The sequence below is a fragment of the Pseudomonas sp. NPDC087697 genome (genome assembly GCF_044743155.1).
Taxonomy (GTDB): Bacteria; Pseudomonadota; Gammaproteobacteria; order Pseudomonadales; family Pseudomonadaceae; genus Aquipseudomonas.
The window spans coordinates 1-20,796 of record NZ_JBIUVW010000037.1 but is presented as its reverse complement, the minus strand read 5'-3'; the positions used below and the strand labels follow the sequence as shown (position 1 = coordinate 20,796).

At 59.3% G+C, this 20,796-nt stretch carries 16 protein-coding genes and 4 pseudogenes; 1 reads left to right on the top strand and 19 read right to left on the bottom strand.

Features of this window, described 5'->3' with window-relative positions; genetic code table 11:
- Positions 1–121 precede the first annotated feature (121 nt).
- From mdoH to ACIPIN_RS21590, 9 genes and pseudogenes are all read right to left on the bottom strand, one after another.
- Entirely contained in the window at positions 122–2,692 is a 2,571-nt protein-coding gene (gene mdoH / locus ACIPIN_RS21630) for a glucans biosynthesis glucosyltransferase MdoH (protein WP_401121891.1), read from the bottom strand.
- Positions 2,685–4,445, bottom strand: a complete 1,761-nt coding sequence (locus tag ACIPIN_RS21625; RefSeq protein ID WP_401121888.1) for a glucan biosynthesis protein G — start codon at positions 4,443–4,445, stop codon at positions 2,685–2,687. Before ACIPIN_RS21625 ends, mdoH begins: the two co-directional genes overlap by 8 nt.
- A 277-nt stretch (positions 4,446–4,722) precedes the next feature.
- On the bottom strand, positions 4,723–5,160 hold the full coding sequence (gene dtd / locus ACIPIN_RS21620) for a D-aminoacyl-tRNA deacylase (protein WP_401121885.1): 438 nt from the start codon (positions 5,158–5,160) through the stop codon (positions 4,723–4,725).
- Positions 5,157–6,128: a prolyl aminopeptidase gene (gene pip, locus ACIPIN_RS21615; RefSeq protein ID WP_401121883.1), complete on the bottom strand. Its 972-nt coding sequence runs from the start codon at positions 6,126–6,128 to the stop codon at positions 5,157–5,159. Before pip ends, dtd begins: the two co-directional genes overlap by 4 nt.
- 104 nt (positions 6,129–6,232) lie before the next feature.
- Positions 6,233–7,168 (bottom strand): alpha/beta hydrolase, encoded by a 936-nt coding sequence (locus tag ACIPIN_RS21610; RefSeq protein WP_401121881.1) that lies wholly within the window; start codon positions 7,166–7,168, stop codon positions 6,233–6,235.
- 211 nt (positions 7,169–7,379) lie between these two features.
- Positions 7,380–8,324, bottom strand: coding sequence for a choline ABC transporter substrate-binding protein (locus ACIPIN_RS21605; RefSeq protein ID WP_401121879.1), 945 nt, complete (start codon positions 8,322–8,324; stop codon positions 7,380–7,382).
- Between the two features lie 251 nt (positions 8,325–8,575).
- Positions 8,576–8,824: pseudogene (locus tag ACIPIN_RS21600) on the bottom strand (N-formylglutamate amidohydrolase); the annotation flags it as partial.
- Positions 8,817–9,245, bottom strand: a pseudogene (locus ACIPIN_RS21595) (amino acid permease); the annotation flags it as partial. The pseudogenes ACIPIN_RS21600 and ACIPIN_RS21595, both read right to left, overlap by 8 nt.
- Positions 9,242–9,530 (bottom strand): annotated as a pseudogene (locus ACIPIN_RS21590) (glycine betaine ABC transporter substrate-binding protein); the annotation flags it as partial. The pseudogenes ACIPIN_RS21595 and ACIPIN_RS21590, both read right to left, overlap by 4 nt.
- 184 nt (positions 9,531–9,714) lie before the next feature.
- Here ACIPIN_RS21590 and ACIPIN_RS21585 point away from each other — a divergent pair.
- Positions 9,715–10,239 carry a hypothetical protein gene (locus ACIPIN_RS21585; RefSeq protein WP_401121877.1) on the top strand — a complete coding sequence of 175 codons (525 nt, stop codon included), beginning with the start codon at positions 9,715–9,717 and terminating at the stop codon, positions 10,237–10,239.
- Positions 10,240–10,254: 15 nt separating this feature from the next.
- Here ACIPIN_RS21585 and hutG read toward each other — a convergent pair whose 3' ends face one another.
- The 10 genes and pseudogenes from hutG to ACIPIN_RS21535 form a co-directional block, all read right to left on the bottom strand.
- Positions 10,255–11,058: an N-formylglutamate deformylase gene (gene hutG, locus ACIPIN_RS21580; RefSeq protein ID WP_401121874.1), complete on the bottom strand. Its 804-nt coding sequence runs from the start codon at positions 11,056–11,058 to the stop codon at positions 10,255–10,257.
- A gap of 10 nt (positions 11,059–11,068) precedes the next feature.
- Complete coding sequence (gene hutI, locus ACIPIN_RS21575; RefSeq protein WP_401121872.1) at positions 11,069–12,274, bottom strand: imidazolonepropionase; 1,206 nt, start codon at positions 12,272–12,274, stop codon at positions 11,069–11,071.
- Positions 12,275–12,294: 20 nt separating this feature from the next.
- On the bottom strand, positions 12,295–13,701 hold the full coding sequence (locus ACIPIN_RS21570) for an amino acid permease (RefSeq protein WP_401121869.1): 1,407 nt from the start codon (positions 13,699–13,701) through the stop codon (positions 12,295–12,297).
- Between the two features lie 107 nt (positions 13,702–13,808).
- On the bottom strand, positions 13,809–15,338 hold the full coding sequence (hutH, locus tag ACIPIN_RS21565; RefSeq protein WP_401121970.1) for a histidine ammonia-lyase: 1,530 nt from the start codon (positions 15,336–15,338) through the stop codon (positions 13,809–13,811).
- A 148-nt stretch (positions 15,339–15,486) separates the two neighbouring features.
- On the bottom strand, positions 15,487–17,010 hold the full coding sequence (gene hutH, locus ACIPIN_RS21560) for a histidine ammonia-lyase (RefSeq protein WP_401121867.1): 1,524 nt from the start codon (positions 17,008–17,010) through the stop codon (positions 15,487–15,489).
- A 141-nt stretch (positions 17,011–17,151) separates the two neighbouring features.
- A complete protein-coding gene (locus ACIPIN_RS21555) occupies positions 17,152–17,976 on the bottom strand; it encodes a glycine betaine/L-proline ABC transporter ATP-binding protein (protein WP_401121865.1) in 825 nt (274 codons plus the stop codon).
- Positions 17,973–18,824 (bottom strand): ABC transporter permease, encoded by an 852-nt coding sequence (locus ACIPIN_RS21550; protein WP_401121863.1) that lies wholly within the window; start codon positions 18,822–18,824, stop codon positions 17,973–17,975. The genes ACIPIN_RS21555 and ACIPIN_RS21550 overlap by 4 nt, the downstream gene beginning before the upstream one ends.
- Positions 18,825–18,894: 70 nt before the next feature.
- Positions 18,895–19,029, bottom strand: a pseudogene (locus ACIPIN_RS21545) (histidine ABC transporter substrate-binding protein); the annotation flags it as partial.
- Entirely contained in the window at positions 18,995–20,461 is a 1,467-nt protein-coding gene (locus ACIPIN_RS21540; RefSeq protein WP_401121862.1) for a purine-cytosine permease family protein, read from the bottom strand. The gene ACIPIN_RS21540 and the pseudogene ACIPIN_RS21545, both read right to left, overlap by 35 nt.
- 167 nt (positions 20,462–20,628) lie before the next feature.
- A partial coding sequence (locus ACIPIN_RS21535) for a hypothetical protein (protein ID WP_401121967.1) occupies positions 20,629–20,796 on the bottom strand: 168 nt, incomplete at its 5' end.

The following is a 20,796-nucleotide window of genomic DNA, read 5'->3' as shown; positions in this document are numbered from 1 at the left end:
GGCGGAAAAACAAAAGATCGCAGCCTTCGGCAGCTCCTACGGATGTACACCCTGTAGGACCTGCCGAAGGCTGCGATCTTTTCGAAAGCGCCCCGCTTCTAAACGAAGCGGGGCTTTTTCATCAGGCCGGAAGCGCCTGGGGTATTGCCGGTTTAAGCGGCAGCAGCGGCGCATGCGGATCGGCTTTCACCGACGCTCGCCAAGCTTCCAGCCACTGCGCGTCACCTTCGCTCCAGACCTGCTCATGCAGGCGACCCAGTGCCACAGGATCGCTCAGTAACTGCAGGCGCTCATGGTTGTTCAACCCGGCAGGCCCGACTTTCAGCGCATGGCGAACCCGTTCGATACGCAGCCACTCGATTGGCTCGGCCTGACCGTGACGCGAAGTCGCCAACGCACAGGCCAGGGCATTCTGCTGCGGATCGACCACTGCGCGGATGAAGCCGTCGTTCAGTGCGTGCCAACGGTTTTCGTGGGTGTACTGATCAGTCGCCAGCAAAGCCTGTGGCGGTGCGTATTCCTCAGGGATCAGGAACAGGCTCTCGTCACGGGATTTGAGGCCCAGCTTCACGCGGCTGGAGATCACCGACACCGGGATCGACAGCATCAACGAACCGACGATCGGCACCAGCCACCAGAGGAAGCTCGGGTTCAGCCAGATCACCAGCAAGGCCCAGAAGAAGCCCAGCAAGGTTTGCGGACCATGGCGGCGCACCGCTTCGCTCCACGGCGTGGAGTCGTCGTCACGCTGTGGCGAGTTCCAGGTCGCAGCCCAGCCGAGGAATGCGGCGAGTACGAAACGGGTATGGAAAATCATCCGTACCGGTGCCAGCAGCATGGAGAACAACATCTCCAACAGCATCGACAGGGTCACCTTGAACTTGCCACCGAACTCTTTCGCGCCCTTGGCCCAGATCAGGATGATGCTCAGCAACTTCGGCAGGAACAACAGCACGATGGTCGTCGAGAACAACGCAACGGCCTTGTCCGGGTGCCATTGTGGCCACAGCGGATACAACTGTCGTGGCTCCATGAAGTACTGCGGCTCCATCAGCGTGTTGACCGCCAGCAGCGCAGTCGACAGCACCAGGAAGAAGAACCACAGCGGCGCCGACAGGTAAGACATCACGCCAGTGAGGAACACCGCACGGTGTACCGGGTGCATGCCCTTGACCAGGAACAGCCGGAAGTTCATCAGGTTGCCGTGGCACCAGCGACGGTCACGCTTGAGTTCGTCGAGCAGGTTGGGCGGCAATTCTTCGTAGCTGCCAGGCAGATCGTAAGCAATCCACACGCCCCAGCCGGCACGGCGCATCAGCGCAGCTTCAACGAAGTCGTGAGAAAGGATCGCCCCTGCGAACGCACCTTTACCGGGCAACGGCGCCAGGGCGCAGTGCTCGATGAACGGCTTCATCCGGATGATCGCGTTGTGGCCCCAGTAGTGGGATTCGCCCAACTGCCAGAAGTGCAGACCGGCGGTGAACAGCGGACCGTATACCCGCGTGGCGAACTGCTGCATGCGCGCATACAGCGTATCCATGCCCGAGGCACGTGGCGCGGTCTGAATGATCCCGGCGTCCGGCGTGGCTTCCATCAAGCGCACCAGACTGGTCAGGCATTCGCCGCTCATCACGCTGTCGGCGTCGAGTACGACCATGTACTTATAGTCACCGCCCCAACGACGGCAGAAGTCGTCGAGGTTACCGCTTTTGCGTTTTACGCGACGACGGCGGCGGCGATAGAAGATTCTCCCGAAACCCTTGGCTTCGCGGCAGACGTCCAGCCAGGCCTGCTGCTCGGCGACGCAGATGTCGGTGTCGTTACTGTCACTGAGGACAAAGAAGTCGAAACGGTCCAGGTCACCGGTAGCGGCGACCGACTCGAAGGTCGCACGCAAACCGGCGAACACCCGCGGTACGTCTTCGTTGCAGATCGGCATCACCAACGCGGTGCGAGCGTCCTTGGGAATCGGCTCGTTACCGGCACTGGCGCCGGAAATGCGGTACTTGTCGTGCCCGGTAAGCAACTCGAGGAAGCCCATCAGCGCAGTCCAGAAACCGGCCGAGACCCAGCAGAACAGAATCCCGAACAGAATCAGAATGCTGGTTTGCAAGGCATACGGCAGCACTTGAATGGCGGTCTGGAGCAGCGGTTGGTGCAGGACTTCGTTGAGATCGACGAACGACCAGCCCTGGTACGGCATGATGCCTTTCATGTACCAGCCCGCAACGATGGTCTGGCCCAGCATCAACACCAGCAGAATATAGCGGCGGATCGAACCGACGGTGCGCCAGCGAGCCGCCGGCAACACGCGATCATCCTTGGGCGGAGCCGGAGGATTGGTGCGACCGGTCAGCCGACGCCAGCCACGTACCAGGATATTGGTACGCCATGGCTCGGGCACGACCTTGGTCCGACGAATCGGTGGGGTTGCCTTGAGGCAAACCCGACCGCTGGCGTCGAGCGCCAGCATCTCGGCCTCTTCAAGCTCCTCGGCGGAGTTGAGGGTCAGCCGACGGCCGACCGAGGCTTGCGCAGCCTCGCTCGGCGCATCGAACGCCTTCGACGACAGGCGTTCATGCAGTTCGCTGAAGGATTTGCAGCCCGCGAGTTCAGCGCGCTGCTCATCGGTCATCGGCAGGTGCGCCAGGTACTCGCTAAGAGTCTCCGGCTGTACTTGGGAATTACTCATCGGCTGGCAACTGGTAGCTCCAGGTCTCGGTCAGCACTTGTTCAGTCGTGGCTGCATCCGGGGCAGGAGGTGTGGCAGGGGCTGCTTCGGCAGCGACAGGCTGCTTGGCGTCTTTGTCTTTCTTGTCGAGCTTCTCTTGTTGCCTGGCGGCGATTTTGTCGGCCTTGGCAACGGAAGAATTGGCGCTCGCCACCGGGGCCTTGACCGGCTCAGGCACTACGATGTCCTTGACCAGTGCAGCACGCATCTCAGTGGACTTGCCCGGATCCTTGATCTTCATGCGCAGCGTCAGGCGCCAGCCCTGGGTCTCAGGGTTGTAGCGCACGCTGTTCTCAACCACCTCGGCGTTGTCACCAACACTGACCTGGCTGCGAACCGGCGCGTCTTCTGGCAGCGCCTTGAGGGACGGGCCTGTGAAGTCCACCAGGTAAGCAACGCTACCGTCCGGCTGACGAATCAGGTTGGACTGTTTCACGTCACCGGTGGAGCGCAGGGTCTGTTGAACCCAGGCACTGTCCGACGAATGCAGAGCAGCTTCGTCGATGGTCCAGTGCAGACGGTAGGCGAAATCCAGTGGCTGACCTGGCTCAGGCAGTTTTTCCGGGCTCCAGAACGCCACGATGTTGTCGTTGGTTTCGTCGGCGGTCGGGATCTCTACGAGGTCGACCGTGCCTTTGCCCCAGTCGCCTTTTGGCTCGATCCAGGCACTTGGGCGCTTGTCGTAGCGGTCATCGAGGTCTTCGTAGTGGCTGAAGTCACGACCACGTTGCAGCAGGCCAAAACCACGCGGGTTCTCGACCGAGAAATTACTCACGGCCAGATGTTTCGGGTTGTTCAGTGGGCGCCAGATCCACTCGCCGTTGCCGGCATGGATCGACAGACCGCTGGAGTCGTGCAGTTCGCGACGGTAGTTGAGAACCTTCGACGGCTGGTTGGCGCCGAACAGGAACATGCTGGTCAGTGGAGCGATACCCAGCTTGCTGACCTTCTCGCGCAGGAACATCTGCGCCTTGACGTCGACAATGGTGTCGCTGCCCGGACGCAGGGTCAGGCGGTAGGCACCGGTGGCACGCGGCGAGTCCAGCAGGGCGTAGATCACCAGGTGCTTGTCGGTCGGCTTGGGTTGCGCAATCCAGAACTCGGTGAAACGCGGGAACTCTTCACCGGACGGCAACGCAGTGTCGATCGCCAGGCCACGCGCGGACAAGCCATAGGTGTGGCCTTTACCGACGACGCGGAAGTAGCTCGCGCCGAGCATGGTCATGATTTCGTCTTGCTTGTCGGCCTTGTTGATCGGGTACAGCACACGGAAGCCGGCATAACCCAGCTGTTCGGTGGCTTTAGGATCGAACTTCACGTCGCCGAAATCGAAACGACTCGGGTCGTACTTGATCTCTTCAACGCTGTTGGCAGTGATTTCGTTGATCTTCACCGGCGTGTCGAAGTGCATGCCCTGGTGATAGAACGACAGCTTGAACGGGGTTTTCTGATCGGCCCATTCGGCTTTTTCGGTCAGGAAACGAATTTTCTGATAGTCCGCGAATTTCATGTCACGGAATTCGTTCGGCAGATTGCTGCGCGGGGCTTCGTATTTCTGCCCGGCCTTCTCTTTTGCCTTGGCCGACACATCATCCAGATTGAATGCCCAAAGCTGGCCAGCGCTGAGCAGGCAAAGCAAGGCAGAGCCCGTCACCAGTGCGTTTCGTAACCGTTTGGCAGACAATTTTGGTGCATTACAGGGACTAACAATCACGAGCAACCCTCGCCGAAAACAGATCAAAAAACCAACGGCTAGCTATCTATGTGCCAGGTTGGCGAGCATTGTTCCGACTCCGATGGGCCTAAATGATTCCCCAAACGGTTCCGGACAAGTCTCTACCTAAGTCAAAAATGGGCCAACGAACGCTGATCCCCGTAGCGCGGGATTATCTAGTAGGCCGCGTTACAACGCATCAGGGGTAACAAAGTATTTATCGCGAAAAACCCCTGTTTTCGACCGAAACACGCCTGAAAAGATGTTTCAAGCGCTTTCAGGTCTGTAACAGGAAGGTTACCGGGCCATCATTGACCAGATGCACCTGCATATCCGCGCCAAATCTACCTGATGCCACTTTGCCATGAACCTGCTGCGCTTTGGCTAATATATAGTCAAATAGCTCTTCTCCCAGTGCCGGTGGGGCAGCGGTAGAAAAGCTCGGACGCAAACCATTTTTGGTATCGGCGGCCAGGGTGAACTGCGATACCAACAGCAAACCACCGCCGACGTCGGCCAAGGACAAGTTCATCTTGCCCTCGGTGTCACTGAATACCCGATAGTTAAGCAGCTTATGCAGGAGTTTGTCGGCGCTTGCCCGAGTGTCTTCAGGCTCGACCGCCACCAGCACCAGCAAACCCTGGTCTACCGCACCCACAATCTCCCCCGCCACTTCGACGCGCGCGCCACGCACGCGCTGTAACAGGCCTTTCATGCTTCTTCAGGTGGCAGATCAAGCAAACGCCGGGCCATCTGACTGGCCGCACGCACCAGTGCATCGGTGATTCCCGGTTCGGACGCCGCATGCCCGGCATCGCGGATCACCTGCAATTCGCTGTTCGGCCAGGCTTGATGCAGTTCCCAGGCGTTATCCAACGGGCAGATCACGTCATAACGGCCGTGGACGATGACACCCGGCAAATGGGCGATCTTGCCCATGTCGCGAATCAGCTGGTTCGGCTCAAGGAAGGCGTTGTTGGTGAAGTAGTGGCATTCGATCCGGGCGATCGACAGCGCGCGCTGCGGCTCGGAGAAGCGCTCGACCACCATCGGGTTCGGACGCAGGGTGGCCGTGCGGCCTTCCCAGGTCGACCAGGCCTTGGCCGCATGCATCTGGGCAATCTGGTCGTTGCCGGTCAGACGCTTGTGGAAAGCACTGAGCAGGTCGTCGCGCTCGTCCGCAGGGATCGGTGCGATGTAGTCCTGCCAGTAATCCGGGAACAGACGGCTGGCGCCGGCCTGGTAGAACCATTCGATTTCCTGCGGACGGCAGAGAAAGATCCCGCGCAGAATCAGACCGTGCACACGCTCAGGGTGGGTTTGCGCGTAGGCCAGTGCCAGGGTCGAACCCCAGGAGCCGCCGAACAGCACCCATTTGTCGATACCCAAGTGCTGGCGAATTCGCTCAAGGTCGGCGACCAGATCCCAGGTGGTGTTGTTTTCCAGGCTGGCGTGCGGGGTAGAGCGACCGCAACCGCGCTGATCGAATGTGACAATACGGTACAGGTTCGGATCGAAGAAGCACCGACTCTGTGCATCACAACCAGCCCCCGGGCCACCGTGAATGAACACCACCGGCAAACCTTCCGGTGAACCACTTTCGTCGACGTATAGCGTGTGTGTTTCATCGACAGCCAGATCGTGCCGGGCGTGAGGTTTGATCTGTGGGTACAAAGTCTGCATTGCGCGCTCCGTAAGGGGTCGAGGTCATCCCTGGGGGGACTTCTATTATTCTGCCGTCCGGCATCATAAACCCGAATTACGTCAATGAGCATGCCCGCGAAAAATCAGACTTCGCTTACAAGAAACCGATGCAAATACGCCAACAGGTTTTCATACAGCAGATCCACTTCCGCGACCTGGCCCCGGCCGCGCAAACAGCCGTGAACCAGCCCTTTGCCCGGATACAGACAGACCTCGCCCCCTGCGGTTTCAAGTCGCTGGGCATAACTGACACCGTCGTCGCGCAGCGGGTCGAACTGCGCGACGGCGATCATCGTCGGTGGCAAACCGCTGAAATCATCGGCGAGCAATGGCATGGCATAGGCCGACGGGTGCCGTGAACCGCGCAAGTACAACGCGTGATAGCAGTCCAGGTCGCTGCTGCTGAGTAGCGGCGCGTCGGCACATTCGCTGCGCGATGGGAGCCTGGCGTCACCGCCCAGTCCTGGATAGATCAAGACTTGCGCGCAGGGCAAGCGCTCGCCCCGGTCGCGCAGCGCCAGACACAACGCGGCGGCCAGATTGCCGCCGGCGCTGTCACCGGCCACCAGCATCCGCGTAGCGTCCAGCGCAAACGGGCTCGCCCCGGCGCACAGTGCTCGCCACACGTTCAGGCAGTCATCGAATGCCGCCGGGAATGGATGCTCCGGTGCCAGCCGGTAATCGACGGCAATCACCAACACGCCCAGAACCGTCGCCAGTTCGGCGCAAATGAAGTCGTGCGAATCCAGATCCCCCACCACCCAGCCACCGCCGTGCAGATACAACATGCACGGCCAGCCCGAATCCGGCGGTGAAGCCGGCGGCTGGTAGGACCGGACGGCAACACCGCCCAGCATGAAATCGGCGACCGCCAGCCCCTCCGGCCGAGCAGGGGTAAATGCCCGGCACATTTGGCTGTAGGCCTGACGCAGCCCGTTCAGACTGCTGTCAGCGCTGTTGAAGCTGAGGGTTTTTTCGACGAATGCCGAGAGCTGCGGTGAAAGCGGGTAATCGGACATGCTGGAGTGACCTGGGTAGCAAAGGAGTCAGCCCCCTCAGGGGCTGGGCAAACCCTGTGGCGAGGGGGCTTGCCCCCGTTGGGTTGCGAAGCGACCCTAAAATCAGCCACCGCGAGTATCCAGAGAGCTCGCGATTGCCGGATTACGACCGCTTCGCGGCCGAGCGGGAGCAAGCTCCCTCGCCACAGGCTCTTGTGTTCCGGCTTTAGTTTTATTTCAAACTGGCCTGTACCGCCGCCAAACCGTCCTTGCCATTAAAACTGCTGACACCCGCCAGCCAGCGCTGAAGATCCTCGGGGTGATCACGCAGCCATTGCCGGGCGACATCCTGAGCGGTCTTGCGCTCCATGATCGGCACCATCAACTGGCTTTCCTGAGACGCGGTAAATGTCAGGTTTTCCAGCAAACGGTTCACGTTCGGGCAACGCTGGGCGTAATCCGGCGCGGTCACGGTCGAGACAGTCGCCGCACCTTCATTAGGACCGTAGACATCCTCGCTGCCGGTCAGGTAGTTGATCTTCATGTTGATGTTCATTGGATGCGGGGTCCAGCCGACGAACACCACGAACTCCTTGCGATTGACCGCCCGCTGCACGGCAGCAAGCATGCCGGCCTCGCCGGATTCGATCAGCTTGAAGTCCTTGAGGCCAAAGTGATTGGTCTCGATCATGGTTTTGATGGTGGTGTTGGCGCCGCTGCCCGGTTCGATGCCGTAGATTTTGGCACCCAACTGGTCTTTGAATTTGGCGATATCGCCGAAGGTTTTCAGACCCGCCGCCGCAACATAGTCGGGTACCGCGAGGGTAGCCTGGGCGTCAGACAGGCTGGGTTTGTCCATGACTTTGAGTTGATTGGCGGCGATGAACGGCGCGATGTTCTTGTCCATCGCCGGCTTCCAGTAGCCGAGGAAGATATCCAGGCGTTTGTCGCGGATGCCGGCAAAGATGATTTGCTGCACGGCGCTGGTTTGCTTGCTTTCGTAGCCAAGTCCATTGAGCAAGACATCGGCCATGCCACTGGTGGCGATCACATCGGTCCAGTTGACCACTCCCATGCGCACGGACTGGCAGGACGCCGGTTCGCTGGCAAAGGTGTTGGCGCTCAGAAGTGCGGTGCCGGTAAGGATTAACAGACAGCGGTTGAACAGTCGTTTCATCGGGAAGGCTCGCTCGGCAGCTGGTTATTGTGGGCCCGGTGTCTTCATGCACCGTGCCCACAACGTTACTCAGCGAAGCTAGCGCCAAAGCGCCCTGTGGCGACTGTGTTTTGCACAGTGGCGACTGTCCCACCACCCTGTGGCGAGGGAGGTTACCTTGTGGGAGCGAGCCTGCTCGCGATGAGGCCATTGCATTCAACATTGCTGTTGCCTGTCAGTCCGCCATCGCGAGCAGGCTCGCTCCCACAGTGTTATGCGCCGTAGTGCTTCTGCCCCCAGGCCAACAACCCTTCCAGCAATTCCTTGAGCACCACTTGCGTCGGCGCCGCCAGGTCCGGGCGATAGCGGAACGGCTCGACCTCTTCCATGTAGGTGCACTGCCCCAGCTCCAGCTGCACCGCGTGGATGTTTTCGGCCGGGTTGCCGTAATGACGGATGATGTGGCCGCCCTTGAAGCGCCCGTTGAGCACATGGCTGTAAGCCGTGTGCCGGGCGCAGACGCATCGCCACCTGAGTGAACAGAATCATCAGCCAGACCCAGACCGTTGCGAAGGTCGCAATGGACGCAATCAGCAGGAACACGTTTTCCGGAATCAGGTAGTTCAACAACACGTCCAACAGCAGCGCGACACTCATCACCACCACGGTCATCCACGGCACACCGTGACGGGACAATTGGGCAAAAGCCTTTGGCGCGTGACCTTGTTCGGCCAGGCCGTACATCATGCGGCCGGCGCCAAAGATGTCACTGTTGATCGCCGAGACAGCCGCCGAGATCACCACGATATTAAGGACAGTCGCCGCCGAGCTGATACCGAGGTTGTCGAAAATCTGCACGAACGGGCTGCCCTGGCTGCCGATCTGCTGCCATGGAAAGATCGACATCAGCACAAACAGGGTCAGCACGTAGAACAGCAGAAGTGATTCGTCTCGATCATGGCTTTGATCGTGGTATTGGCGCCGCTGCCCGGCTCGATGCCATAGATTTTGCCGCCGAGATGATCCTTGAATCGGACGATGTCGGCGAAGGTTTTCAAACCGGCGGCAGCCACGTAGTCAGGCACCGCGAGCGTTGCTTGAGCGTCGGACAGACTCGGTTTATCCATGACCTTCACTTGATTGGCGGACACGAACGGCGCGATGTTTTTTGTCCATCGCCGGTTTCCAATAACCGAGGAAGATATCCAGACGCTTGTCGCGGATGCCGTAGCCAAGGCGTTGACATTCAAATAAAGCGCGAGAGGGCGCGTATAGAAAGAACAATATAACCAAACAATCTAAAGAACTGTCAAAAGTACCAGCAGACAAAAAACCTTGAGAAATATTAAATCAACAAGCAGAACAGCAACCGCTACCCGCAAAGATAATATTTCAATCCGGAGAATATAGTATGAGCACGCCTTCTACATCACAAAAGCCTAATGAAGAATTCAATGCGACCATAAAATTTCCAACTGGAGACTTCTCATTCAAGGCGAACAAAATAAATATAGAAAAGAGCGTCGACTCAACAGGAATTGAATGCTGGACACTAGCAGCCTTCCAAGACATCTTTAAAGACCCAGCCTATAAAAAGGGCTTAGCTAGCATTAAAGAAGTTATCGCAATTCAACTACATATCGCACGAGATAAACTCACCGATGATCAACAGCTGTTTCCCGCGGCCATTCCGCCCTTACTGAACAAAAACAGTGGAAACCTGTCCAAAATTGTCGACAAAATACCTGATAAAGACAATCTGATAGATACGGTCGAAACCTACCTGGGCGACACTGGCCATATAGACTACGAGTGGGACGCAGATAGAACACGCATCACAGGCAATTTCGAACTTTGGGTAGGAGACTCCAACCAAGAAACCTTCCGACTATTTGGATACTTCAATCTATTAAACAGGGGCCAACATCTAATTTAATGCCAGCCCCCAACCTTACTTCAAGAAATTTTTAGATCCCCAATCCAACAAACCTTGCAGCAATTCCTTGAGCACCACTTGCGTCGGCGCCGCCAGATCAGGCCGATAGCGGAACGGCTCGACCTCTTCCATGTAGGTGCACTGCCCCAGCTCCAGTTGCACCGCGTGGATGTTTTCGGCCGGGTTGCCGTAATGACGGGTGATGTGGCCGCCCTTGAAACGCCCGTTGAGCACATGGCTGTAATCAGTGTGCCGAGCGCAGATGGCTTCGAGCTGGCTGGCCAGCTGTGGATCGCAACTGGCGCCGTTGAAGGTGCCAAGGTTGAAGTCCGGCAGCTTGCCGTCGAACAGGTGCGGGACCACCGAACGGATCGAGTGCGCATCGAACAGCAGCGCATAACCGAACTCGGCTTTCAGCCGCGCCAGTTCTTGCTGCAAGGTGCTGTGGTACGGCGTCCAGACTTTCTCCAGGTACGTCGCACGCTCTTGTGCCGACGGCTCCAGCCCTTCGCGGAACAACGGCACGCCGTCGAACAACGTCGCCGGGTACAGACCGGTCGTCGCACCGACATACAACGGCTTGTCGTCTGACGGACGGTTCAGGTCGATGACGAACCGCGAATACTCGGCGGCCAGGGTGCTGGCGCCCAGCTCAGCGGCGAACTCGTAGAGCGTGGGAATATGCCAGTCGGTGTCCGGCAGGCTTTGCGCCTCGGGGATCAAACCGGCTTCAACCGCAGGCGTCAGACGCACGCCAGCGTGAGGCATGCTGATCAGCAGCGGCACCCGGCCTTGTTTGAAGTTCAGAACCTTATCCACAACCGTTCTCCTATAACTCGACTTCAACGCCGTGACGCACGACGCGTTTTTCCAGGTCACCACCCAACCAATACGACAGGTCGGCGGGACGATCGATCTGCCAGGCCACGAAGTCAGCGACTTTGCCAACTTCAAGCGAACCGTGGGTGTGCTCCATGCCCAATGCCGTGGCGGCGTGAATAGTCGCGCCGGCCAGGGCCTCTTCCGGGGTCATGCGGAAACAGGTGCAGGCCATGTTCAGCATCAACCGAACCGACAACGCCGGCGAGGTGCCGGGGTTGAGGTCGCTGGCAATGGCGATTTTCACCCCGTGCTTGCGCAAGGCATCCATCGGCGGCAACTGGGTTTCCCGCAGGAAGTAGAAGGCCCCCGGCAGCAACACCGCAACGGTGCCGGAGGCGGCCATGGCGATGGCGTCATCTTCGGTCATGAACTCCAGATGGTCGGCCGACAACGCGTGATAACGCGCCGCCAGACTGGAGCCGTGCAGGGACGACAGCTGCTCGGCGTGTAGCTTCACCGGCAAACCAAGTTTCTGCGCGGCAACGAACACCCGCTCGACCTGCGCTGGCGAAAACGCCAGGTATTCGCAAAACGCATCCACCGCATCCACCAGACCTTCAGCGGCCAGCGCCGGGAGCATTTCAGAGCAGATGTGGTCGATGTAGTCGTCGGCGCGGTCGGCATACTCTGGTGGCAAGGCGTGAGCGGCCAGGCAGGTGCTGCGCACGCTGACCGGCAGTTCGGCGCCGAGGCGGCGGATCACCCGCAGGATTTTCCGCTCGCTGGCCAGGTCGAGGCCATAACCGGATTTCATCTCGATGCTGGTCACGCCATCACGCAGCAGGCTTTTCAGACGTTTTTTCGCACTGGCAAACAGCTCGTCCTCGGTCGCCGCACGCGTGGCACGCACGGTGCTGGCGATACCGCCACCAGCCGCCGCGATTTCTGCATAGCTCACGCCTTGCAGACGCTGCTCGAACTCGCCGCTGCGGTTGCCGCCGAACACCGTGTGGGTGTGGCAGTCGATCAGGCCCGGGGTGACCCAGGCCCCCGCGAGGTCATGGACCTCGGGGTATTCGCCGGACGGCAGCTCGCTACGTGGGCCGATCCACTCAATGTGCGCTCCTGACGTCACGATGGCGGCATCCTCGATGATCGAGTAAGTGCCCTGCGCCATGCTTGCAACGTGGCAGTGTTGCCAGAGAGTTTTCATCCGAGGCCTCCGTTAGGTTATCAATGAGAAAAAGAAGGATCACGTGCGACCAGGGCTGCCTGCCCTGCCGCCGGTTTAACCCACGTCAGGTAAGCCAGCACCAGCAACACAATCCAGACCACGCCGACGATCAGTGCCGCCTGAGTGTCCGGGAAATAGCCCAGTACGCCAAAGACAAACAGCATGAACGCAATCGCCGCCATCGGCGCATAAGGCCAGAACGGTACCGGGAATTTCAACTGCGCGACTTGCTCAGGCGTCATGGAACGACGCATCGCCACCTGAGTGAACAGAATCATCAGCCAGACCCAGACGGTAGCAAAGGTCGCAATGGACGCGATCAGCAGGAACACGTTTTCCGGAATCAGGTAGTTCAGCAACACGCCCAACAGCAATGCAATGCTCATCACCACCACGGTCAGCCACGGCACGCCGTGACGCGACAATTGGGCAAAAGCCTTCGGCGCATGACCTTGTTCGGCCAGGCCATACATCATGCGGCCAGCGCCAAAGATGTCACTGTTGATCGCCGAAACGGCGGCCGAAATCACCACGATATTGAGGACGGTCGCGGCCGAACTGATGCCCAGGTTGTCGAAAATCTGCACGAACGGGCTGCCTTGGCTGCCAATCTGCTGCCAAGGGAAGATCGACATCAGTACGAACAGGGTCAGCACGTAGAACAGCAGAATGCGCAGCGGTACGGCGTTGATCGCCTTGGGCAATACGCTCTGCGGGTCTTTGGCTTCACCGGCGGTAACGCCGATGATTTCGATGCCGCCGAAGGCAAACATCACTACCGCAAACGAAGCGATCAGACCACCGAAGCCGTTCGGCATGAAGCCGCCCTGGGTCCAGAGATTGGTGATGCTGGTGACCTGGGAGCCTGGCGCATTGCTGATACCGAACAGCATGATGCCGAAGCCGCCGAGGATCATCGCGACGATGGCGGCGACCTTAAGCAGCGAAAACCAGAACTCCATTTCACCGAAGACTTTGACGTTGCACAGGTTCAGGCCGCCGATCACCGAAACGATGCCGAGCACCCAGATCCAGCGCGCGACTTCCGGAAACCAGAAGCCCATGTAAATGCCAAATGCAGTGACGTCGGCCAGGCCGACGATGACCATTTCAAAAGCGTAGGTCCAACCCAGAATGAAGCCTGCCATCGGTCCCAGGTAGGTGCTGGCGTATTGACCGAAAGAACCTGCAACCGGGTTGTGCACGGCCATCTCACCGAGGGCGCGCATGACCATGAACACCGCCGCACCACCGATCAGGTAGGCGAGCAGCACCGCAGGACCGGCCATCTGGATGGCCGAGGCAGAACCGTAAAACAGCCCGGTGCCGATAGCCGACCCCAGCGCCATGAAGCGAATATGTCGGGCAGATAGCCCGCGTTTCAAGCCGTTTGCTGGCTTTTGCATTTCTCGTCCTTAGTTGTTCTTATCGACGCAAAATCGAATCGCGAGCAAGCTCGCTTCTACAGGTTCAGCACAATCCTGTGGGAGCGAGCTTGCTCGCGATAGGGCCATTACAGGCTAGGCAGCAACTTCGCCATCACCAGCTCATTCAAGCAGCGCGAAGCCAGCAGTTCGCTCGCGGCGTTGATGTCCGGCGCAAAGAAACGGTCCTTCTCGTAGAACGGTACTTTGTCACGCAGGATGCCCCGTGCCTTCTCCAGTTTCGAGGAGGTCTTCAGACCGTCACGCAGGTCCAGACCCTGACACGCGGCCAGCCACTCGACAGCCAGAACGCCGCGAGTGTTTTCGGCCATTTCCCACAGACGCTTACCAGCGGCTGGTGCCATGGAAACGTGGTCTTCCTGGTTGGCGGAAGTCGGCAGACTGTCCACCGAGTGCGGGTGCGACAGTGCCTTGTTCTCGCTGGCCAGAGCCGCCGCAGTCACCTGGGCGATCATGAAGCCGGAGTTCACGCCACCGTTGGCTACCAGGAACGGCGGCAGTTGCGACATGTGCTTGTCCATCATCAGCGAGATGCGGCGTTCGCTCAGGGAGCCGATTTCAGCGATGGCCAGAGCCATGTTGTCTGCCGCCATGGCGACCGGTTCAGCGTGGAAGTTACCGCCGGAGATCACGTCACCTTCAGCAGCGAATACCAACGGGTTATCCGATACAGCGTTGGCTTCGATTGCCAGGACTTCAGCAGCCTGACGGAACTGAGTCAGGCAGGCGCCCATGACTTGTGGCTGGCAACGCAGCGAGTACGGGTCCTGAACCTTTTCGCAGTTCTCATGCGAATCGGAAACCTGGCTGCGCTCACCCAACAGGTCGCGGTAAGCGGCAGCGGCATCGATTTGGCCTTTTTGGCCACGGGCAGCATGAATACGAGCATCGAACGGCGAACGCGAGCCGAGTACCGCTTCAACAGTCAGACCGCCAAGTGCCAGAGCGCCAGCGAACAGGTCTTCACCTTCGAACAGGCCACGCAGCGCGTAGGCGGTGGACACCTGAGTACCGTTGAGCAGCGCCAGACCTTCTTTGGCAGCCAGGGTCAGCGGCTTGAGGCCCGCAACTTTCAGCGCCTCGGTCGCTTCCAGCCATTCGCCTTTGTAACGGGCCTTGCCTTCGCCCAGCAGCACCAGCGACATGTGGGCCAGAGGCGCCAGGTCACCGGAAGCACCCACCGAACCTTTCAACGGAATGTGCGGGTAAACCTCGGCGTTGATCAGGGCGATCAGCGCGTCGATCACCACCCGGCGAATGCCGGAGAAACCACGGCTCAGGCTGTTGACCTTGAGCACCATGACCAGACGCACCAGGGCGTCGCTGATCGGCTCGCCAACACCGGCCGCGTGGGACAGCACCAGCGAGCGCTGGAGGTTTTCCAGGTCTTCGCTGGCAATGCGGGTCGAAGCCAGCAGGCCGAAACCGGTGTTGATGCCGTACGCGGTACGGTTTTCCGCGAGGATCTGTTCCACGCAGGCAACGCTGGCCTCGATTTGGGCGGAAGCGCTGTCGTCGAGGCTGATTTTGACCGGTTGCTGATAAACAGCACGCAGTTGGGCAAGGCTCAGTTGGCCAGGGATAAGATTCAGGTTCAGGGCAGTCACATTCGTTCTCCTTTTGAGAGCTTTTATGCTCTTTATATTAAGAGCAGTTAACTAACCAGACGCTCCGGATGATTCCGTTGTCCGTCGCTGCCCGCTTTTTTAGGGGGCTGGCGCCTTGGCACGCTGGCTTTTGTAGAAATCAGTGCAAATTGGGTAAAGCGTTTTGAAGCAGTATCGGGTCTTTCAAAATCGAGGCTGCGCTGGCGATGTCCGGCGCCAGCCAGCGGTCCTGGTCATAGGCCGCAACGCGCTCGCGCAGCAGGCGCCAGGCGGTGTCGGTGCCAGCGCCGAAGCGCTGACCTTTGAGAAATTCAAAAGCCTGCGCAGCCAGCAAATACTCGATGGCGAGGATCTGCGTGCAGTTCTCCAGCGCCCTATGCAGCTTTAGCGCAGCGTTGGTGCCCATGCTCAGATGATCTTCCTGCAGGCCCGAGGTGACGTAGTTGTCGAGCACCGCCGGTTGCGCCAGCTGGCGGTTTTCCGCGCACAACGACGCGGCGACGTACTGGACGATCATCATCCCGGAGTTCACGCCGGGGTTAGCCACCAGAAATGCCGGCAAGCCGCTGACGTGCGGGTTGATCAAGCGATCGAGACGACGTTCGGCAATCGAGCCGATTTCCGCCATGGCAATCGCCAGCAGATCAGCAGCCAACGCCACCGACTGGCCGTGCGGGTTAGCCTGGGACATCACCCGGAAGTTGTCCGGCGTGCCCAGCAGCATCGGGTTATCGGTGACGGAATTGAGTTCGGTTTCGATCTGCCGGGTCGCGTGCGCCAGTTGATCGCGGGCCGCGCCGTGAACCTGCGGAATCGAACGAATGCTCAGCGCGTCTTGAGTACGGATACCTTTGCTCGCAGCGATTACTTCGCTGCCATCGAGCAAAGTACGCAGGTTGATACCCACCTGTTGCATGCCCGGATGCGGTTTGAGGGCGATGATCTCGGCGTCGAACGCAGCGATCTGACCGCGCTGGGCTTCGAAGCTCATGGCACTGATCACGTCGGCCCATTGCAGCAGGCGAGTCGCGTCGGCCAGGGCCAGGCAGCTGAGACCGGTCATGCACGGCGTGCCGTTGACCAGACACAGGCCGTCTTTGGCGCCGAGCTGCACAGGTTTCAGACCTTCTTCGGCCAGGGCTTGCTGGGCCGAGACGATCTGCCCGCGGTAGCTGACCTGACCAACGCCCAACAGCGCGATGCCGATGTGCGCCATGTGCGTCAGGTAACCCACCGAGCCTTGGGACGGCACTTGCGGAGTAATGCCACGGTTGAGCAGCGCCAGCAGTGCCTCGACCACTTGCCGGTGCAGGCCGGATTTGCCGTGGCTGTAGTTGATGATTGCCGCACACATGATCGCCCGGGTCTGTTCGTCGGCCAGAGGCGCACCGACGCCACAGGCGTGACTGAGCAAGGTGTTGCGCGACAATTGGCTCAGTTGCTCGCCTTGCAGGGATACATTGCACAACGCGCCTAAACCGGTGTTGACGCCATAGGCGCGCTCGCCGCTGATGACGATGCGCTGGACGATGGCCTGAGCGTTGTTGATCCGCGCCCAGGTGGCAGGCGACAGCTCAAGCACCACGCCACCACGGGCAACAGCAACCACATCCTGCCAATGCAACGGGGCATCGGCGATAACGATTTTTTCAGCCTGGGACATCTTTAACCTCATCCGTACAACCTGAATATTGATGCAGCTTCACTGACGCTATCGCGAGCAAGCTCGCTCCCACATTGAAACGCGTCCCCCTGTGGGAGCGAGCTTGCTCGCGATGAGGCCAGCCCAGTCACCACAAACTCTTCAAACCACCGCCGCACGCCGCTGAACGAAACGATCGACGTATTCGTCGGCTGGCGAATGCAGGATCTCTTTCGGCGTGCCGACCTGGATCAACCGGCCATCCTTGAGGATCGCAATGCGATTGCCAATGCGCACGGCTTCGTCGAGGTCGTGGGTGATGAACACGATGGTCTTGTGCAAGGTCTTTTGCAGTTCGAGCAACTGGTCCTGCATCTCGGCGCGGATCAGTGGGTCGAGGGCGCTGAAAGCCTCATCCATCAGGATGATGTCAGTGTCCGCTGCCAAAGCACGGGCCAGACCCACACGCTGACGCATACCGCCGGACAGTTGATGCGGGTATTTGTTTTCGTAGCCTTTGAGGCCCACGGTGTTGATCCAGTGCTGCGCGCGCTCGGCACACACGTGCTTGCTTTCGCCACGTACTTTCAAGCCATAGGCGACGTTGTCCAGCACGTTTTTGTGCGGCAGCAGGCCGAAGCTCTGGAACACCATGCTGATCTTGTGCCGACGGAATTGACGCAGGGCCTCCATGTCGTATTGCAGGATGTCCACGCCGTCCACCAGGATCACGCCGCTGGTCGGGTCGATCAGGCGGTTGATGTGACGCACCAGTGTCGACTTGCCAGAACCCGACAGGCCCATGATCACGAAGATTTCGCCGGTATCAATGCTCAACGACAGATCGTTCACACCGATCACGCAGCCGGTCTCGGCCAGCACCTGATCCTTGCTCTTGTTCTGTCGGATCATGTTCAGCGCGTCGGCCGAACGGTTACCGAAAATCTTGAAGACATTTTTGACTTCGATCTTGGCGGCGTTGCTCATTGGCTCACCTCATGCCGTGGACGACCGTAAGCTTGGGTAATGCGGTCAATGACCACCGCAAGAATCACGATCGCCAGACCGGCTTCAAGACCACGTCCGACGTTCAGGGTCTGGATACCCACCAGTACGTCTTCACCCAGACCTCGGGCACCGATCATCGAGGCGATCACCACCATCGACAGAGCCATCATGGTGGTCTGGTTGATCCCGGCCATGATGCTCGGCAGGGCCAGCGGCAGTTGCACCCCAAACAGTTGCTGCCAACGGTTGGCACCGAAGGCGTTGATGGCTTCCATCACTTCGCGATCGACCTGGCGAATGCCCAGATCGGTCAGGCGAATCAGCGGCGGTACGGCGTAGATCACGGTGGCGAAAATCGCCGGGACCTTGCCCAGACCGAACAACATCAGCACCGGGATCAAGTACACAAAGCTGGGCATGGTTTGCATGATGTCGAGCAACGGCATCAGCACCGAACGCAGGCGATTGCTGCGCGCCGACAGAATGCCCAGCGGTATGCCGATCAGCACCGAAATAACCGTCGCCACCAGCATCAGCGCCAACGTTTGCATGAGCTTTTCCCAGAGGCCGACAGCGCCCACCAGGAACAACAAACCAACGATCACCACCGTCGTCACCCACTTACGGGTAGCGTGCCAGGCAATGCCGGCAACGATCGCCAGCATCAACCACCACGGTGCCGCGCGCAGCAGGCCTTCGAGGTTGACGATGGCCCAGAGCAAGGTGTCGGAGATGTGTCGGAACACATCTCCATAGTTGACGACCAGCGTATCAACCCACGTGTTGACCCAGTCGGCGATGGAAAAGGTGAAGCTTTCGGGAAACATAAGAGACTCTCAATCAAGTGGATGTGGCGAACGTCCCGGCCAGCCTCTCGGTTAGCCGGGAGGTATCTGCCTACAGTGCCGCGTTGATTTTCCTGGCAGCGTCGGTGGTGACCCACGCCTGCCAGATCTCAGGATGTTCCTTCATGAAGATCTTCGCCAGTTCCGTCCAATCAGATCGCTGCAACGCCATCCGCCCCACTTGTTTTCGCTTCTGAAACGTCGCCCTGCTCTACCGGCAGGATCAGGCGCTCGGGTACTTTGCTGTGCCACTTCTTGGCGGCGAAGTAGTACATCGCCGCCGGTACCACCAGACCGATGATCCATGAGATGTCGGTATCACCGAGGCTCGCGACCAGAGGGCCGGTGTAGAAGTGGGTGGAAATGAACGGCATTTGAATCAACACGCCGAACACGTAAATGCTGATGCCCATGATGTTCCAGCGACCGTAGCGCCCCTCAGGGTTGGACAGTGCCGGAATGTCATAGCGCTCTTTGGTGATGCAGTAGAAGTCCACCAGGTTGATCGCGCTCCACGGCGTGAAGAACGCCAGCAGGAACAGGATGAACGCGGAGAATTCCTTGAGGAACGAGTCCTTGCCGAGCAATGCCAGTGCAGCGGCGAGCGACACCATGATGAAGATGTACAGCAGGCGCACGCCGCTTCCAATGTGGCGGCTGCCACGGAAGCCACTGATGATCGTCGCGATCGACATGAAGCTGCCGTAGGCGTTCAACGTGGTCACGGTGACTTTGCCGAAAGCCACGGCGAAGTACAGCAGCGCCGCGACAATCCCGGTACCGCCCAGGCTGACAATGAACGACACCTCATGGTGAGCGAACTGCGAACCGGCCAAGGCTGCGGCGAACACACCGAAGACCATCGACGCCTGTGCACCGATCACCGAACCCAGGCCAACGGCCCAGAAGGTTTTCGACGCAGAGGTGCTACGCGGCAGGTAACGCGAGTAGTCCGCCACATAAGGGCCGAACGCGATCTGCCAGGACGCCGACAGCGACACCGCCAACAGGAAACTCGCCACAGAGAAGTGCTTGTTGCCCAGCAGCGCACTGATGTCGTTACCGGCCAGCAGTTTGTAGAACAGGTAGATGAACGCCACCACGCCCAGCACACTGGCGACCCGACCGATGCCGTGGATCACCCGATAGCCAAACATAGTGAAGACCATGATGCTGCCTGCGAACAGCGCAATGCCGACCCAGTCTTCAACGTGCAGCAACTGCGCTACCGCCTGCCCTGCCAGCAACGAACCGCTGGCAGAGAAGCCGATGTACATCAGGCACACCAGCACCAGCGGAATCACCGCCCCATACACGCCAAACTGCACGCGGCTGGAGATCATTTGTGGCAAGCCGAGTTGCGGACCTTGGGCTGCGTGCAGCGCCATGACACCACCGCCGAGCAATTGGCCGATCAGCAAACCGATCAACGACCAGAACACATCCCCGCCCAGTACCACCGCCAATGCACCCGTCACAATCGCGGTGATTTGCAGGTTGGCACCCAACCACAGGGTGAACTGACTCAATAGACGACCGTGTCTTTCCGCTTCCGGGATGTAGTCGATCGAACGTTTCTCGATCAACGGTTTACTGCGTGCACGATCATCATTAGCCATGGGTCAACCTCTGTGGATTGTTATTAGGGTTGTCGCATTTCTGTAGGAGCTGCCGCAGGCTGCGATCTTTTGATTTTCAGCGTCTGTCATGACGCTGAAAGATCGCAGCCTGCGGCAGCTCCTACGGGTCTTGCGTTGGGCCACCCGTCAGGGTGGCCCGTTGTTTCTTATCGGCCGGTGATCATCGGCAGGTTCAGGCCCTGCTCGTTGGCGCAGTCGATCGCGATCTGGTAACCGGCATCGGCGTGACGCATGACGCCAGTCGCCGGGTCGTTGTGCAGCACGCGAGCGATACGCTCGGCCGCTTCGTCAGTACCGTCGCAGACAATCACCAT

Bases quoted from the DNA above. Each gene is read 5' to 3' on its own strand.
- mdoH (WP_401121891.1), bottom strand. From the start codon at position 2,692: ATGAGTAATTCCCAAGTACAGCCGGAGACTCTTAGCGAGTACCTGGCG.
- dtd (WP_401121885.1), bottom strand. From the start codon at position 5,160: ATGAAAGGCCTGTTACAGCGCGTGCGTGGCGCGCGCGTCGAAGTGGCG.
- pip (WP_401121883.1), bottom strand. From the start codon at position 6,128: ATGCAGACTTTGTACCCACAGATCAAACCTCACGCCCGGCACGATCTG.
- ACIPIN_RS21610 (WP_401121881.1), bottom strand. From the start codon at position 7,168: ATGTCCGATTACCCGCTTTCACCGCAGCTCTCGGCATTCGTCGAAAAA.
- ACIPIN_RS21605 (WP_401121879.1), bottom strand. From the start codon at position 8,324: ATGAAACGACTGTTCAACCGCTGTCTGTTAATCCTTACCGGCACCGCA.
- ACIPIN_RS21585 (WP_401121877.1), top strand. From the start codon at position 9,715: ATGAGCACGCCTTCTACATCACAAAAGCCTAATGAAGAATTCAATGCG.
- hutI (WP_401121872.1), bottom strand. From the start codon at position 12,274: ATGAAAACTCTCTGGCAACACTGCCACGTTGCAAGCATGGCGCAGGGC.
- ACIPIN_RS21570 (WP_401121869.1), bottom strand. From the start codon at position 13,701: ATGCAAAAGCCAGCAAACGGCTTGAAACGCGGGCTATCTGCCCGACAT.
- hutH (WP_401121867.1), bottom strand. From the start codon at position 17,010: ATGTCCCAGGCTGAAAAAATCGTTATCGCCGATGCCCCGTTGCATTGG.
- ACIPIN_RS21555 (WP_401121865.1), bottom strand. From the start codon at position 17,976: ATGAGCAACGCCGCCAAGATCGAAGTCAAAAATGTCTTCAAGATTTTC.
- ACIPIN_RS21550 (WP_401121863.1), bottom strand. From the start codon at position 18,824: ATGTTTCCCGAAAGCTTCACCTTTTCCATCGCCGACTGGGTCAACACG.
- ACIPIN_RS21540 (WP_401121862.1), bottom strand. From the start codon at position 20,461: ATGGCTAATGATGATCGTGCACGCAGTAAACCGTTGATCGAGAAACGT.